Origin of the sequence: Streptomyces sp. M-16 (assembly GCF_052114405.1) — a bacterium.
In the GTDB taxonomy this organism is placed as follows: Bacteria; Actinomycetota; Actinomycetes; order Streptomycetales; family Streptomycetaceae; genus Streptomyces.
Genome location: NZ_JBFRER010000001.1, coordinates 178,789 through 191,316, shown reverse-complemented (window position 1 = coordinate 191,316; position 12,528 = coordinate 178,789). Strand labels below are relative to the sequence as shown.

The following is a 12,528-nucleotide window of genomic DNA, read 5'->3' as shown; positions in this document are numbered from 1 at the left end:
TTCCGCGACGGGAGGAGCCGAGGAGTACCGGTCAGGTGCGGTACGCGTAGTACACCGCGTCCGGGTAGGACGCGATGAGGCTCGCGAGCGACTTCCGGTAGGTGTTCGTGGAGTGGTACGTGACGTACGGCATACCCGCGCTGCTGCGGTAGGTCACCATCATGGAGTGGTCCTTGGACCCGTCCTTGTTGAAGTCCACCTGCACGATGTCACCGACGTCCGTCTGGTAGACGTTGGCCAGGTTGGCCGCCCGCTGGTTGGACAGCGTGAACCAGGCCCACTCGTTCGCCCCGACCCAGGAGTCGGACTGCTTGGCCCCGTCGTACCACCAGTTGCGGTAGTCCGAGGTGGAGCCCGGAACGGCCTTCCAGCCACCCGCCTTCAGCGCCTGGCTGATGAAGTTGGTGCAGTCACCACCCGCGCCGGAGAACTTCCGGTAGGCCGGGTTGTAGTTGCTCCAGTACTTCTCGGCGTACTTCGCCATGGCCGCGTAGTCGTAGGCACCGCCGGTCTTGGCCTTGGGCTTCGCCGGCGCCGGGTACTTGGTGGACGCGGGCGTGCCGTCCGGGTACTGGTTGCCGTCGTCCTTGACCACGTTCGCCTTGGCCGCCACGGGCTCGTTCACCGCGACCGGGCCGTTCTCCTGGGACTTGATCGAGTTCAGCTCCCAGGCACCGCCCTTCTTGCTGGTGAGCTTGAGCTCGTACCGGGTCCGGAAGTCGGTCGTCGCCGGCTCGTCCCCGCGCAGCTTCTTGTACGTGAGCGTGGTCTGCTCGGTGACCTCGACGGTGGCCTTCCCGCCGGTGACCGTGGCCTTCTCCACGGTCACCTTGGTGTCGGCCTTCGTGTAGGCCTCACCGAGGTCCGCGAGCCGGGTCCTGCGGGACTTCAGYGACGAGAGCGCGGAGTCCTCGTCCTTCGCCAACTGGGCCGACATGCGGCTCTTCGCGGCGTTACGGCCCGAATTGCGATGCCCTCCCTGGTCCTCGACCAGGGCATCGGAGCGCTGCGACAGTACGTCGCCCGCAAGGCGCCCGAAGGTGTCGACCGTCTTCCGGTCGGCTGCTTTGGGGCCGGATTCCGCACTCGCAGAGGAAGCGAGCAGACCTGCGGTCACCACGCCCACGGTCAGGGCCGCGCCGGCGGCGAGCCTGAACCTCTTTGGTATCACTATTTTCCCCTTGTCACCCGGTCCACTCGAACCGAGGCACGGAATTTTCGCACAACTTGACGACCCCTTCGTTCCGTTCCGTTTGTGTGACCGGACCGACGGCACGTATCCCTACTCACCCGTACGGAAACGGACACGTTCGGTCGCTGGGCGACCCCACAGCAAGTGCCTCTAGGGTGTGGGTCAAGAGCAGCGGAAAGGGCATGCGCAGTGGGCAGGCAGGAAAGGGCTGGAAGAGGCCGATCACGGGACAGAAGGGTGGTTCCGGACAGCGGCGGTGGCGCCCCCTCGGGCCGTCGCGGAAGTTCCGGTTCCCGTCGCAAGCCCCGCGCGACGGCCGGCCGGCGCATCACCCTCCCCCCGGCCCTCGTCGGCGCCGCCACCTCGGCCGCCACCCGGGCCGTCGCCGCGGCGCGCCCGTGGCTGCGGCGCCTGCGCCCCGCCTACCCGAGGCCCGGCCGCACCGGCTGGCGGCGCTGGGTGCCCTCATGGCGCCAGTGGCTGGGCGCGTGCCTGTACGCCTTCATAGGCATGGTGGGCTTCGTCGCCTGCGCGTACGCGACGACGGACATACCCGACGACCTGAACTCCTTCGCCAAGCAGCAGGACAACGTCTACTACTGGGCCGACGGCTCCACGATGGCCAGGACGGGCTGGGTCAGCCGGCAGGAGATGCCGCTCGACAAGGTGCCCCCGAAGGTCCAGGGAGCCGTCCTCGCGGCCGAGAACGCCAGCTTCTACTCGGACCCCGGAGTCTCCCCCTCCGGCGTCCTGCGCGCCGTGCGCGCCGCCGTGACGGGGGGCGAGACCCAGGGCGGGTCGACCATCACGCAGCAGTACGTGAAGAACGCCTACCTGAGCCAGGAACGCACCCTGTCGAGGAAGTTCACCGAGCTCCTGCTCGCGGTGAAGCTGGACAACCAGAAGCCCAAGAAGCAGATCCTCCAGGACTACCTCAACACCAGCTGGTTCGGCCGCGGCACCTACGGCATCCAGCGCGCCTCCCAGGCCTACTACGGCAAGGACGTCTCGCAGCTCAACGCCAGCGAGGGCGCCTTCCTCGCCTCGCTCCTCAAGGGCGCCGGCCTGTTCGACCCGGCCCTGGGCAAGGAGAACCGGGCGCGGGCCGTCGAACGGTGGAGCTGGATCCTGGACCGGATGGTCGAGACCGGGCAGATATCGGCCGCCGAGCGCGCCACGTACAAGACCTTCCCCGAGCCCTCGGGCACCTCCCTCTCCGGCACCCCCGGCGCACAGACCGGCTACCTGGTGGAGCTGGCCAAGCAGTACGCGGTCAAGTCCGGCCACATCAAGGACTCCGACTTCGACCTCGGCGGCTACCAGGTCTACACCACCTTCGACCAGTCCCGGATGACGGCGCTGACCGCCGCCGTGCAGAACGCCCAGAAGGGCTTCGACGCGGAGAAGCGTCCCGACACCGACAAGCACGCGAAGACCGGCGCGGCGAGCGTCGCCCCCGACGGGCGCCTGCTCGCCGTGTACGGGGGCCCCGACTACCTCAAACAGGGCTTCAACGAGTCGAACGCGACGACGATCCCGGCCGGCTCGGCCTTCACCCCCCTCGTGTACGCCGCCGGGCTCGAAGAGGGGGTGCTGCGCACGCGCGGCAAGGCCCGTACGCCCCTCTCCCCCACCACCACCTACGACGGAAACGACCAGGTCACCGTGCAGACGCCCGAGGGCCCCTACTGGGACCGCAGCGGCAAGGTGGTCAAGGGGCACAACGACGGGGGCCGCAACTGGGGTCAGGTGACCCTGCGCCAAGCCGTGGCCGACTCGGTCAACACCCCCATGCTGCAGCTCGGCCTCGACGTCGGCCTCGACCGGGCGGAGGCGTTCGCGGAGCGTTCGGGGCTGCTCGCGTCGAGCCTGGGCCCGCGGATCCCCGCCTTCGCCCTCGGGGAGAACTCGACGCCCAGCGCGATCCGCATGGCCGGCGCCTACGAGACCTTCGCCGCGGACGGAATGCACACCGACCCGTACTCGGTGCGCTCGGTCAGCCGCAACGGCGCCGCGGTGCCGCTCGACGCCCCGAAGCCGGTCCGGGCGATGTCCGCCAAGACGGCGCGCACGGTGACGGAGGCCCTGCAGGACGCCGTCACCGAGGGGTCGGCGAAGACGGCGGGCAAGGCCCGCCCCGGCGCCGCCGGCAAGACGGGCACGACGGCCGCGAACACGGCGGGCTGGTTCGTGGCCAGCACCGGGCAGGAGTCCACGGCCGTCGTGGTCTACCGGATGTCGCTGACCGACCTGATTCCGCTTCCGCTGACCGGGCTGGGCGGGGACGCACCCGGCACCCCCGGCAGCGAGCGCGCGGTGCGGCTGTGGGCCGACTACGTCAAGGCCGTGAAGTAGGCGGGCGGGCGGCGCACCGCGCGCCGCCCGCCCGTGCCCCGCCCCGCGACGCGCCCGGCTACTTGATCAGCTTCTTCCAGTCCGGCGCCTGAGCCGGGTCGAGCATCCGCAGCTGGGCCAGGACCTTCGGGTCCTGGGCGTCGAGCCAGTCCGACAGTTCCCGGAACGAAACGCAGCGCACCTCCTGGCGCGGACAGACGTCCCTCATGACGTCCTCGACGGCCTTCATGTAGATGCCGCCGTTCCAGTCCTCGAAGTGGTTGCCGATGAACATGGGCGCCCGGCTGCCGTTGTAGACCCGGTTGAAGCCGTTGAGGTACGACATCCGGGTCTGCGTCTGCCAGGCCGCGAACTTCGTCGGGTCCCCCTGGGTGCTGTCACCGGACTGGTTGTAGAGGAAGTTGAAGTCCATGGAGAGGACCTGCGCCTCCTTGCCCTGCAAGGGGACGAGTTGGAGGGGAAAGTTCCATATGTCCTGCTGCTTGGACGGCCACATCTGGAAGTCCCCGGAGGAGCTCGCGTCGTAGCGCCAGCCGTACGGCTTGATCGCGGTCAGCAGGTTCTTCTGGCCCTCCAGGCAGGGCGCCCGGCCACCGACCACCTCCCGGTCCGGGTCGAAGGGCAGCGGGGGCTCCTTGGTGAAGCCGGTGTTGGTCTTCCAGTTCTTCACGAAGGAGTACGTCTGGTCGATCTCGCTCTTCCACTCGGCGGGGCTCCAGTCACCGCCGCCCTTGGGCCCGCAGAAGTGCCCGTTGAAGTGCGAGCCGATCTCGTCGCCGTCGGCCCAGGCGCCGCGCAGCTGCTCCAGGGTGGACTTCACGTGCGGAACGGTCGGGTACGAGATGGCGGACGAGCCCTGGGGGTGCTGCGGCGGCTTGTAGAGCATCTTCTTGGCGTCCGGCAGCAGGTAGATGCCGGTGAGGAAGAAGGTCATGTGGGCGTTGCTGTCCTTGGCCACCTGACGGAAGTGCGAGAAGAGGTGGTCGTCGCCCTCCAGCGCGCCGTCCCAGGAGAACACCACGAACTGCGGCGGCTTCTCGCCGGGCTTGAGCCGCTCGGCCTTGAGCTGTCCCGGCTGGGGCCCGGTGTTCGAGGTGGAGCCGTCCCCCAGCACCTTCACCTTGCCGTCCCAGGGCTCCTCGGGCCCCTTCGCCCCGTTCGAGGGGGCCGGCGCCGCGAAGTTCGCGTCGTGACCGGTGGAGCCCGCCGAGCCGCCCAGGGTGAAGGCGTACGCGGCCGCGCCGCCGCCCAGGGCGACCACGGCGGCGCCGATCCCCAGGCGCTTGCGGTTCTGCGCCTTGCGGCGTTCCTTGCGTTCCCTACGGGCACTGCGGGGCTCCGCACCGCTCTGCGAAGCGAGGTCGGTCTCGGCCATCGCTGTCGTATCCCCCCTGATCACCGCAGCAGGGCCGCGCATGGATGGTTCGTACGAATATAGAACTTGTCGGCACAGCTGCCGCACCCATGTCCATCAACGACGTCGCTTCACAGCCAACCCACAGCCCACGGCCCCGCCCCGGGAACCCGCCGGGGAAGCCCGGGGCGCGCGCCGGCGCCGCCACCGCGTCGACGCCGGTCCTGCCCTTCGGCAGGGGCAGGCGTGCCGCCCTCACGGGGGCGCCGGGGGTGCGCACCGGAGCCGAGGCCCTCGGGGCGGGGCGGTCGGGGCGGGGTCCGCCTGCTCCTCCGCTCCCCCGCGCCGTCGCCGGGCCGCCCCCGGTTCCGCGGACATGGCCGGTACCGGCTGCTCCCCCTCCGGGCCCGCTCCGGGCCGTGCCATGATGCGCGCGGCCGGCGGACGCGGTGACCGTACGCCGCCCCCGCCGGCTCAGGACACGAGGGTCTGCTCGGGCAGCTCGGTCAGCCGTACGGTGCACAGGCCGCCGCGTTCGGCCCTGACGTCCGTCACCTTGAGCTGTGTGCCCGGCGAGAGGATGAACTCCTCCTCGGCCGTGAACGCGGAGAACTCGCTGATGCCCACCGCCCGGACGGGGACCACCTCGAAGAGCGTCCGCTTGCCGCGGCTGCCGAGGAAGGCCTTGGCCACACCGAGCTCGGGCGTGCAGGAGGACACGCCCCACCAGGTCACGGTGCGGCCGAGCGGGTACTGCGCGCGGAGGTCCAGCGACACTCCGCGCCACAGCGGTTCCGTGCGGACGGGGAGCTGCGACACCGCCGAGAACAGCAGGCGCAGGTAGGGGAGGTACGGGACGACCCTGGACCGGTCCGGGGTGCGCAGGACGGCGTTGATCTCCCGGTAGAAGGCCGACTCGCAGGTGTAGAGGTGGAGGGCGGCGATCGCGTCGGCGGACAGGCCGCCGGCCGAGGTCTGCGCCCGTCGCCTGCCGAACTCGTGGGACAGTCCGACGTGCCGGTCCAGGGAGGACAGCAGCTCGGCGACCGGGGCGACGGCCTCGTGGAAGTCCATGAGCGGGGTGTCGAAGACACCGGTGATGGCGGGGAGGACGAGTCCCTCGTCCTTGACCCCCGCGAGCCGGTCCAGGTAGAGCTGGTGCAGCTCCATCGTGGACGCGATGAAGGCGCCCATGCGCGCGGCGACGCCGCCGCCGTCGCCGTCCGTCCCTTCGGACTCGGCCGCGGCCTCGTTCCACCCCTTGCTCGGCAGCCAGTCGACCGGGACCGCGCCGACCGACGCGAGTGCCTCGTTCACCACGGCGAAATGGTCGCCTTCGCAGAAGACATCGCCCTGGGCCGCCGGGTTGGGGTGGTCGATGTGCCGGACCTCGACCTCGGGGTACTTCTCCTGGAGACGCAGGACGACCTTCTTCAGGCTGCGGGCGTGGGCTCCCCACCACGCGAAGACGACGCCGCGGTCCTCCTCGTCGGCGTTCTGCTTGGCCCGGAGGATCTCCTCGACGATCCGCTCGGCGACCGGGCGCCAGAAGGCGGTGTGGCGGTCGGTTCCCGTCGCCCCGTCGGCGCTGGCGGTGAGCGCGGCGTTCAGGAGCAGCACGCCCTGCGTGAGCATGGCCTGGAACCACTCCGGCGGCTGGACGGTGTCCCGTTCCCCGAGCAGTGCGCGGACGTCGGCGATGGGGGTCTTCTTCTGGATGCCGTACTTCCACATCGCCGCCGCCTTGATGATGCAGCGGATGCTGACGACCCGGCCGAACTGGCTGTCCTTCCAGTCGTGGAAGGTGTTGTCGAACATGGCTATGCCGGTGGCGCTCTCCGGCCGCGGGTACGGGTTCTGGCCGAAGATCACCACCTTCCACTTGTGCGGCGGGTGGGGCTTGAGCGCCTGGAAGGTGAGTTCGCGGACGGGAACGACCTGCGGGTCACGGCCCGGTCCGATGAAGCCGGCCGCGTCGGGCTGCGCCTCGATGACCGGTTTCAGGAGCGGGAGCCACGGTTCGCCGCCGCCCTTGAACAGGTCGGCGAGGGCCAGCGGGTCGTTGGTGTCGGGTTCGGCCGGGACGTTGTCGTCGCGCATGGTGAAGTCACTCCGATGAGAGAAGCCTGCTGGGGAGGGGCGGCGCGGTCGCGGACCGGCCGGCTCGCGCCGCCGGCGGACCCGCGCCGGTTCCGGCGTCGGTCTCCGGGGCCGGTCCACTGGAATCTGGCGGCAGGCTAACAGCGGCCCCTGACAGTGGCCGCCTTCGTGACGGTACGTCACGGGCGGCGTTCGCAGCGGACGTTGTCAGTGGGGGGCGCTAACGTCGTGAGCAGTGGAGAAGCCGTATCTCGATGGGAGTGGACCATGGCCGTGGACCTGACGCAGTCGTCGCTCAGGGTGGTGTTGACCGACCTCAACGCCGAAGTGGTGGAGGCGTGGCGCGCGGCCTTCGCCGGCACACCGGGGGTCGAGATCCGCTCGGGGTCGATCCTCGACGAGGTGGTCGACGCATGGGTCAGTCCGACCAATTCCCGGGGCCGGATGGACGGCGGGGTCGACGCGGCCGTCAAGCGGCACCTGGGGGCGGGCATCCAGTTGCGCGTGCAGCGGGCCATCCGTGACGGGTTCGGGGGCAGCCTGCCGGTGGGCAGCGCGGTGTGCGTGCCCTCCGGGGCGGTCAATCCGAAGTTCCTGATCTCGACGCCGACGATGGAGACGTCCTCGCAGGACGTGAGCGAGACCCTCAATGTGGCCCTGGCCTGCGCGGCCGCGTTCCAGGCGGTCCACCGGCAGAACGAGCTGGTGCCCGGCAGCGTCCGGTCGGTGGCCCTCGTCGGCATGGGCGCCCGGACCGGCCGGGTCCCGGCCAGGGTGTGCGCCAACCTGATGTGGACGGGCCACACCCTCTTCAACGACCACTCCTTCGCGGACTACGAGGACCTGCGGCGCACGGTGATCGCACAGCTCGACGACATCGAGAACGCTCCGGTCGAGGAGCCCGTACGCATCACGCCGCCCCGGACACCGGCCCGCCGCCCCTGACCACCCCTGGCCGCCCCTGACCACCGCCGAGGCGGCCGGGGACGCGCGGATTCGCCGCACGAGGGACAATGGGCACACATCTGGAGGACGGGGGCGTTGCCATGGACGGCCCTGAGCTTTCCCGGCGGGAGCTGGAGATTCTCAACGGCATCGAGCAGGAGCTGCGTACCGAGCAGCTCCTGGACCGCCGGTTGCGCACCCTGCACCGCGGGCTGCGGCCCTGGTCATCGGCCGGGCACTGGCCCCGGCGGCATTGGCTCGGCGCGTGCACCGCCGCTGTGGGCCTGGTCTGCGCGGTGTTCTTCGTGCGCGCCGTGGTCACCTCCTCCCCCGCCCAGATCTGGGCCTTCTCCGCTCTCTGGGTGCTCACCCTGGTCGGCCTGCTGCTGCTCGTGATCCGCTGGTGCCGCAGAGTGGCCGCCGCGTCGGAGAGGGCGAAGAAGGACTGACGCGGGGACCGGCCCCGCTGGACCGGACCGGAGCACTGCGGATGCCGTGAACAGGTCCGGCGGTCATCCCCGCGAAGGAGCCGGCAGGGGGGCGGCGCGGGGACCGCATCCCCTACGACGCCGCCCCTGACCGGCAGGGCGCCGACGGGGCCGGACCGCTGCCGGACGGGGCACCGGGGCCGGCCCCTGCGCTCACTCGTCGAACGAGCCGTGCCGCCCCGCGCCGGCCGCGAACCGGTCGGCGCCGGACCGGGTCTCGCCGGCACCGAGCGGGACGATCCCGTGCCGGTACTCGGAGGCGAGCGCGTCCGCCTCGCCCAGACCGTGCTGGTCGAGGACCGAGAGGCGGTCGTGGCGCAGGCACAGCTGGGGAAAGCCCGCGATCCGGCGGGCCAGTTCCTCCGCCTCCGGCCGGGAGCGGCCCGGCGGGACGATCCGGTTGGCCAGCCCCATGGCGAGGGCCTCGGCGGCGCCGACCGGCCGGCCGGTGAGGATGAGGTCCATCGCACGGCTCTCCCCGATGAGCCTCGGCAGCCGCACCGTGCCGCCGTCGACGAGCGGTACGCCCCAGCGCCGGCAGAACACCCCGAAGACCGCGTCCTCCTCCACGACCCGAAGGTCGCACCACAGGGCCAGCTCCAGGCCACCGGCGACCGCATGGCCCGCGACGGCCGCGATGACCGGCTTGCCCAGCCGCATCCGCGTGGGGCCCATCGGGCCGTCGCCGTCCGGGAGGACCCGGTTGCCGCGCCCGGTGCCGACGGCCTTGAGATCGGCGCCCGCGCAGAAGGTCCCGCCCTCGCCCCACAGCACGGCGACGGCCGCGTCCTCGTCGGCCTCGAACTGTCGGAAGGCATCGGCCAGTCGGGCCGCCGTCGGGCCGTCGACGGCATTGCGCGCCTCCGGCCTGCCGATGACCACCGTGAACACCGGCCCGTCCCGCTCGATCCGCACGGTCGCCTTCTCGTCCACCCCGCACCCCTCCCACGGACACTGATGATGGGTGATCGTGCCACAGCGAAAGACCCCGGTCTCCATGAGGAGGCCGGGGCCTTGATCGAGCGCTGGGCAGGCCTTGCACCTGCATTCCCCCACGGGAAGTGGGGTGTCTTTCCTTGGACCACCAACGCCGGTCTCACGGCCGAGGGTCTCGGCCGCAGGAACAGTGCCAACGATACACCGGGATCGCACACCGTCAGACGGCCCCCGGAGCAGCACCGTTGCCACCCGGCCGGGTGAGGCCCGCGCCCGGCGGCACGAGGCTGCCGGCCCCTGCCACCGCGGCGGCGGGCCGTTCTAGGATCCGTCCCGTGAACCGTGACGACGAGCCCGTCTTCAAGCGCAGCAAGTGGGGGAACCGCTACCACTACAACCCGCACAACCCTCTGGGCCTCGCGCTGATCATCGCCTCCCTGCTCTTCACCGCGACGATGCTGATCCTCATGGCCAACCGGGCCGGCCCCTTCGCACCGCCCGCCGCGCCCGCACCGTGGAGCCCGCCGCCGTTCGACCAGTCCTGGCCGCCCCGCTCTACGGCACCGCTCCCGCCCGCACCGTCACAGGAGGGGCCGTGACGTGAGGGACGGGGGCGGGGCGGCGCCCTCGTCAGGGGATCATCGGGCGGCTCCGGGTGGGTCGTCGTCGGGGTGCAGGCCGAGCATGTCCAGGAGCAGGAGGAGTTCGGCGGGGTCGGTGGCGTGGGCGGCGACCGTGCGGCGGGCGGCCGCGCGGTCGTCTCCGGCACCGCCCGGGGCCAGGAGGGACGGGTCGTCACAGCCGAAAGGATCCTTCATGCCCTCGATGCGACCAGCCCGGCCGCCGGAACGCAGCCGGGCCTGCTCCACCCGGCCCCGTCGCCGACGGCCCGCGTCGGCACCGGGCCCAAGCCGCGGCCTACCCCAGCGGAGGGGCCCCGACGGCTTCGCCCCTCCGGACACGGGCGCGCTGCTCGACCAGACGGCGGAAGCTCGCGAGACCGTAGCGCTCCCCGGTGGCCGAGCCGGGCCCGGGGATCCGGGCCACCTCGGCCATCAGCTCCTGCGGCTGGCGCTGCCAGCCGACGACCAGCACCCGCAGGCCGAGGCATTCGGCCCTGCGGTGGACGTCGAGGAGGAGCAGCAGGCCGGCGGTGTCCATGAAGGACACCCCGTGCAGGTCGATCATGACCACCGAGTGGCCCTCGGCGACGGCCCACAGGCAGGCCCGCAGCGCCGGCGCGGCGGCCGCGTCGAGATCGCCGGTCGCGATGATCGACAACGTGCTGCCACGACACTCGGTCTCCGTCATGAACGAGGGCTTCACACGCGGCCTTCCCTTCCCACCGGCGGCCCCGCGCGCGGTCCCGGCGCGGGGGGCCTCCATCCTGACGCCACCACCACCGCAACGGGCACCAGGCGCGCCCGAACGCCCGCCGGCGCGCAACGGTCGCGGCGGGCCCGAGCCCCGCCCCGGGCCTTGAACCTGACACCGATGTGAGGTTCTACGGTGCCCGCATGGACCAGACGCAGCAGACCCCCTCCGCATCCCCGCTCTTCGCTCCCGCCCGACTGGGCGGCCTGGAGCTCCCCAGCCGACTGGTGATGGCGCCGCTCACCCGCAACCGCGCCGGGGCCGACGGGGTCCCGGGCGAGCTCATGGCCACCCACTACGCGCAGCGCGCCTCGGCCGGTCTGATCATCGCCGAGGCCACGACGCCGAACGCGGTCGGCCAGTCCTACCCGCACATCCCCGGGATCCACACCCCGGCGCAGATCGCCGGCTGGCGGCGGGTCACCGACGCCGTGCACGCGGCCGGCGGGCGCCTGTTCCTCCAGCTCCAGCACGGCGGCCGGGTCGGCCATCCCGACACCAGCGGACACGTCCCGCTCGCCCCTTCCGCGGTGCCGCTGCCGGAGCCCCTGCACACCCCGAGCGGCTTCCAGGACGCCGTCGCGCCCCGCGCGATGACGGGGCGGGACATCAGGTCCACGATCGCGGACTTCGCGACGGCCGCCCGCAACGCCGTCGCGGCCGGCTTCGCCGGGGTGGAGGTGCACTCCGCCAACGGCCACCTCCTCCACCAGTTCCTCTCGCAGAACACCAACCTCCGCACCGACGCGTGGGGCGGCTGCGTCGAAGGGCGGATCCGGTTCACCGTGGAGGTGGTGCGGGCCGTCGCCGAGGCCGTCGGCCCGGAGCGGGTCGGCGTCCGCGTCTCGCCCGGAGCGACCGTCAACGGGGTGGAGGAGGGCGACACCCCTGAGCTCTACCCCGCCCTGCTCAAGGCACTGGCCGACCTCGATCCCGTCTACCTGCACCAGGTCCACGCGGACCCGGACGAGGGGGCCTTCGCGGAGATCCGCCGGACCTGGGCGGGCACACTGGTCGCCAACCCCGCGCTCACGCGCGAGGAGGTCGCGGCCGACGGGGGCCTGCGGCGGGCCGAACGCCTGCTCGCGGAGGGTGCGGACCTGGTCTCCCTGGGACGGGGCTTCATCGCCAACCCCGATTTCGCGGAGCGCCTGCGCACGGGCGCCCCGCTGAACGAACTGCGTCCCGAGTTCCTGATGCACGTGCACGGCGCCGAGGGCTACAACGACTACCCCGCGCTGGAGCGGACCGCGACGTCCCGGTGACGGCGCGGCGGGGCGCCCGGACCGGTGTCCGTCCGGCGGGCCCCGGGGTCAGGCCTCGGGCCCCGGGGTCAGGCCTCGGGTTCCGCCGCGGAGATGAACGCGAGGGGCGAGCCCGGATCGCGCTCGACTTCGAGGTCACCCAGGGTGACGATGCCGACGAGGCCGCCGTCCTCACCCACCACCGGCAGCCGGCGCAGGGCGTGCCGCCGCATGACCTCGACGGCCCGGTCGACGTGTTCGTCGGGCCCGATCGTGACCGGCTCGGTGCTGCAGATCGCGCYGACCGTCGTATCGGCGGGGCCCCGGTCCTCCGCGAGCGCCCGGACGACGATGTCACGGTCCGTGACGATTCCGCGGAGCCGGCCGCCGTCGAGGACCAGCACGTCCCCGATGGAGGCGTCCCGCATCACCCTCGCGGCCTCCGCCAGTGACGTCTGCCGGTCCACGGTCACCGGATTCCCGGTCATCACCTCGTGCACTCGACGGGTCATCGGACCTCCCGCTGTGGAACCGGCCCCT

At 71.9% G+C, this 12,528-nt stretch carries 12 protein-coding genes; 5 read left to right on the top strand and 7 right to left on the bottom strand.

The genetic code is table 11. From position 1 onward, the window contains the following. Nucleotides 1–31: 31 nt before the first annotated feature. Nucleotides 32–1,171, bottom strand: a complete 1,140-nt coding sequence (locus tag AB4039_RS00815) for an amidase domain-containing protein (protein WP_373916589.1) — start codon at nt 1,169–1,171, stop codon at nt 32–34. Nucleotides 1,172–1,702: 531 nt separating this feature from the next. Between AB4039_RS00815 and AB4039_RS00810 the strand changes: the two genes are divergently transcribed. Continuing rightward, nucleotides 1,703–3,547, top strand: coding sequence for a transglycosylase domain-containing protein (locus AB4039_RS00810; protein ID WP_442269753.1), 1,845 nt, complete (start codon nt 1,703–1,705; stop codon nt 3,545–3,547). A 58-nt stretch (nt 3,548–3,605) separates the two neighbouring features. On the opposite strand, the gene AB4039_RS00805 is transcribed toward AB4039_RS00810, so the two are convergent. Together AB4039_RS00805 and AB4039_RS00800 are read right to left on the bottom strand one after the other, a co-directional pair. Continuing rightward, on the bottom strand, nt 3,606–4,922 hold the full coding sequence (locus AB4039_RS00805; RefSeq protein WP_266845977.1) for a hypothetical protein: 1,317 nt from the start codon (nt 4,920–4,922) through the stop codon (nt 3,606–3,608). Nucleotides 4,923–5,375: 453 nt separating this feature from the next. Then, entirely contained in the window at nt 5,376–7,001 is a 1,626-nt protein-coding gene (locus AB4039_RS00800) for an ADP-ribosyltransferase domain-containing protein (protein ID WP_266845976.1), read from the bottom strand. A gap of 267 nt (nt 7,002–7,268) precedes the next feature. On the opposite strand from AB4039_RS00800, the gene AB4039_RS00795 reads away from it, so the two are divergent. Both AB4039_RS00795 and AB4039_RS00790 read left to right on the top strand, forming a co-directional pair. Next, nucleotides 7,269–7,946 carry a macro domain-containing protein gene (locus tag AB4039_RS00795; protein ID WP_266845975.1) on the top strand — a complete coding sequence of 226 codons (678 nt, stop codon included), beginning with the start codon at nt 7,269–7,271 and terminating at the stop codon, nt 7,944–7,946. Between the two features lie 101 nt (nt 7,947–8,047). After that, nucleotides 8,048–8,395 carry a DUF3040 domain-containing protein gene (locus AB4039_RS00790; RefSeq protein WP_442269717.1) on the top strand — a complete coding sequence of 116 codons (348 nt, stop codon included), beginning with the start codon at nt 8,048–8,050 and terminating at the stop codon, nt 8,393–8,395. 192 nt (nt 8,396–8,587) lie between these two features. Here the strand turns inward: AB4039_RS00790 and AB4039_RS00785 are convergent, their stop codons facing one another. Next, the gene (locus AB4039_RS00785; RefSeq protein WP_442269716.1) at nt 8,588–9,367 is read right to left on the bottom strand and encodes a crotonase/enoyl-CoA hydratase family protein; all 780 of its coding nucleotides are present in this window, start codon (nt 9,365–9,367) and stop codon (nt 8,588–8,590) included. A gap of 338 nt (nt 9,368–9,705) precedes the next feature. On the opposite strand from AB4039_RS00785, the gene AB4039_RS00780 reads away from it, so the two are divergent. Then, nucleotides 9,706–9,969, top strand: a complete 264-nt coding sequence (locus AB4039_RS00780; RefSeq protein ID WP_266845972.1) for a hypothetical protein — start codon at nt 9,706–9,708, stop codon at nt 9,967–9,969. 39 nt (nt 9,970–10,008) lie between these two features. Here the strand turns inward: AB4039_RS00780 and AB4039_RS00775 are convergent, their stop codons facing one another. After that, nucleotides 10,009–10,188, bottom strand: coding sequence for a hypothetical protein (locus tag AB4039_RS00775; protein WP_266845971.1), 180 nt, complete (start codon nt 10,186–10,188; stop codon nt 10,009–10,011). A gap of 100 nt (nt 10,189–10,288) precedes the next feature. After that, entirely contained in the window at nt 10,289–10,681 is a 393-nt protein-coding gene (locus AB4039_RS00770; RefSeq protein ID WP_266845970.1) for an STAS domain-containing protein, read from the bottom strand. 206 nt (nt 10,682–10,887) lie between these two features. Here AB4039_RS00770 and AB4039_RS00765 point away from each other — a divergent pair, with 206 nt between their 5' ends. Further along, nucleotides 10,888–12,009 (top strand): alkene reductase, encoded by a 1,122-nt coding sequence (locus tag AB4039_RS00765; protein WP_442269715.1) that lies wholly within the window; start codon nt 10,888–10,890, stop codon nt 12,007–12,009. A 68-nt stretch (nt 12,010–12,077) separates the two neighbouring features. On the opposite strand, the gene AB4039_RS00760 is transcribed toward AB4039_RS00765, so the two are convergent. After that, nucleotides 12,078–12,500, bottom strand: coding sequence for a CBS domain-containing protein (locus tag AB4039_RS00760; RefSeq protein WP_442269714.1), 423 nt, complete (start codon nt 12,498–12,500; stop codon nt 12,078–12,080). Between the last annotated feature and the right edge of the window lie 28 nt (nt 12,501–12,528).

Coding starts and splice junctions, on each gene's coding strand:
- AB4039_RS00810 (WP_442269753.1), top strand. CDS start 1,703: ATGGTGGGCTTCGTCGCCTGCGCGTACGCGACGACGGACATACCCGAC.
- AB4039_RS00770 (WP_266845970.1), bottom strand. CDS start 10,681: ATGACGGAGACCGAGTGTCGTGGCAGCACGTTGTCGATCATCGCGACC.
- AB4039_RS00765 (WP_442269715.1), top strand. CDS start 10,888: ATGGACCAGACGCAGCAGACCCCCTCCGCATCCCCGCTCTTCGCTCCC.
- AB4039_RS00790 (WP_442269717.1), top strand. CDS start 8,048: ATGGACGGCCCTGAGCTTTCCCGGCGGGAGCTGGAGATTCTCAACGGC.
- AB4039_RS00795 (WP_266845975.1), top strand. CDS start 7,269: ATGGCCGTGGACCTGACGCAGTCGTCGCTCAGGGTGGTGTTGACCGAC.
- AB4039_RS00775 (WP_266845971.1), bottom strand. CDS start 10,188: ATGAAGGATCCTTTCGGCTGTGACGACCCGTCCCTCCTGGCCCCGGGC.
- AB4039_RS00805 (WP_266845977.1), bottom strand. CDS start 4,922: ATGGCCGAGACCGACCTCGCTTCGCAGAGCGGTGCGGAGCCCCGCAGT.
- AB4039_RS00800 (WP_266845976.1), bottom strand. CDS start 7,001: ATGCGCGACGACAACGTCCCGGCCGAACCCGACACCAACGACCCGCTG.